This window comes from Mesorhizobium sp. Mes31, assembly GCF_024519675.1.
Lineage (GTDB): Bacteria > Pseudomonadota > Alphaproteobacteria > Rhizobiales > Rhizobiaceae > Mesorhizobium.
Map to the genome: position 1 here is coordinate 1 of NZ_JALJRL010000055.1, position 1,925 is coordinate 1,925.

The 1,925-nt window shown below is 48.7% G+C and carries 2 protein-coding genes and 1 pseudogene; 1 reads left to right on the forward strand and 2 read right to left on the reverse strand.

From position 1 onward, the window contains the following. Positions 1-218 precede the first annotated feature (218 nt). Together NR193_RS33220 and NR193_RS33225 are read right to left on the reverse strand one after the other, a co-directional pair. Positions 219-1,301 (reverse strand): hypothetical protein, encoded by a 1,083-nt coding sequence (locus NR193_RS33220; protein ID WP_256754875.1) that lies wholly within the window; start codon positions 1,299-1,301, stop codon positions 219-221. 11 nt (positions 1,302-1,312) lie between these two features. Beyond that, the gene (locus NR193_RS33225; protein WP_256754876.1) at positions 1,313-1,570 is read right to left on the reverse strand and encodes a hypothetical protein; all 258 of its coding nucleotides are present in this window, start codon (positions 1,568-1,570) and stop codon (positions 1,313-1,315) included. Between the two features lie 174 nt (positions 1,571-1,744). Here NR193_RS33225 and NR193_RS33695 point away from each other — a divergent pair. Continuing rightward, positions 1,745-1,925 (forward strand): annotated as a pseudogene (locus NR193_RS33695) (hypothetical protein); the annotation flags it as partial.

A 1,925-nucleotide genomic window follows, 5' to 3' on the forward strand; every position in this document is an offset into this window, starting at 1 on the left:
CAGAAACTTCTTCAAGGCTGCCGGATATGAGGCCAATTAATCGCGACACGCTTTAGCTGCGCATGGCACAGTGCTGGCGACGTTGAAGATCGATCCCGATTTCACTGCTCGTCGGTACGTCTATCACCGAGCAGGTCATCAATCCGCAACCTATGCTCCGTCGGCACTACGGCGATATGACCCGCAACTCTCGTTCGCGCTGCGCCGCGAAACAATTGCTACAACTTTCCACTTAGTGACACGGTGAATTTGTCCATTTTTTTAGCGGTTTTTTCGTCCTCACCGCGTTGGTAGCCTCCTGTAAGACCGAGATTGCCGCTTGGGGTTAAATTGTAAGTAAGAGCAGCGTCCAGCCAATCAAACGTCGCGCCGGAATACAGTTCTCGGTCTATGTGGTATGATACATGCCCTACGATTCTGTTCCAGAAAGCATCGCCTGGGCCGAACGGCTTGACCATGAGCGCAAAAGACGGCCCCAACCTTAGAGAGTTTTGGCTGCTATCTGAAAAGGGGTTGTCTCCGGACGAGGCATGATCGTACTGCATCAATACACTAGGCTGAAAACGATAGATGAGAGGCGTGCCGGGAAAGTTGCACGGAAAATCAATGCATAGCGGAAGACTTACCGGTATCCACTCTGCAGAACCTGCGATATCCGTGTAGCTGTCAACCTGATCGTTGACAATCCCAAGGGTACCTCGAAAGTAGCTCGACCAGTCGCCCATGTCGAAGCCTATTTCGCCAGTGCCTCCGACCGTAACTGTTCGTGTGCTTTTGGCGTTGGAATGATCGTCCAAATCGAATTCCGCGTATGGTGCTACATTGAACCCGATTATCGAACCGAAGTGACCGTCGTCGGCGTATTGACCCCCAAAGTTGACTGGCACGGCAACCATGCCGTGGATCGAAAAAACATTATCATGTGCAATTGCATCATGTTGAAATGAAACGGTTGCTCCCTTTGCCTGGGAAGCGGGTGTTGGACGATCAAAAAGAAAAATGTCGCTAAAGTCTTTTCTTAAAAGGAACATCGAATGAAAGCCTGATGGGTCTTCATCTCCCTGTTTTGTTTTGACGTATGGTTTTGTTGATTGATCTATATTCGCTATCGCAACAGTCTTCTCTGAATTATGTCTGTTTTTGCTGTAGAAAGCCTTTATCTTTTTCGTATCAAGACCGCCATGACCGTTATCAAACTGAGATAATAGTTTGGCAAGTTTCTCGTCATCCGCCTCGTCCGCAAAACCTTGGGCGGGGACTACTATAGCGGCCAAGAACCCTATCATTGCGAAGGTGCGCATATTGGTCACCGCTATTCGTTGTCGTTGATGAGATCGATAAGATCTCCAATTGTATTGCATCCGGCATACATAGATGGATAAAGTTTTACGGAAGTCCAATCCGCTTTGTTAAAATATTTTCCGAGCTCAACTAAAGAAGAATTGTCAAACAAAAGATCTTGCCTGAGGTCAGTTGCTTCTTTAAAATAGCTAAATGGCAAATGAAAGTGATCACTCAACCATCCTATAACTTGACTGGCGATAAATTTTCGACGAGCGATGTTTCCCATTTTGATTTCCACCATCAATAGCACTGCATGCAACCTATATTAGCACCGACTTGGCAATTGTAAATGCGTTTTGTTGAAGATATGAATACTATTAAGATCGTATCTGCCATAGGCATGCCACTGGTTTTGCCGCAGGACTGCTGTGGCCGCGTTATAGACAACAATCCGGCAAACTACATGCTGCAGGCCAACATGCTGGTCGTCGCCAACGGCCGCATCGCGTCGCCGCGCGGTGACGGTCCCGATCTCTCCATCGCCGAACTGCTCGCCAGCATCGGCCGCGACCACATCGAGGCCACGGGCGACACCATGCCGGCCAACTCGACAGCACAGGATCGCTACAAGAACTACACCA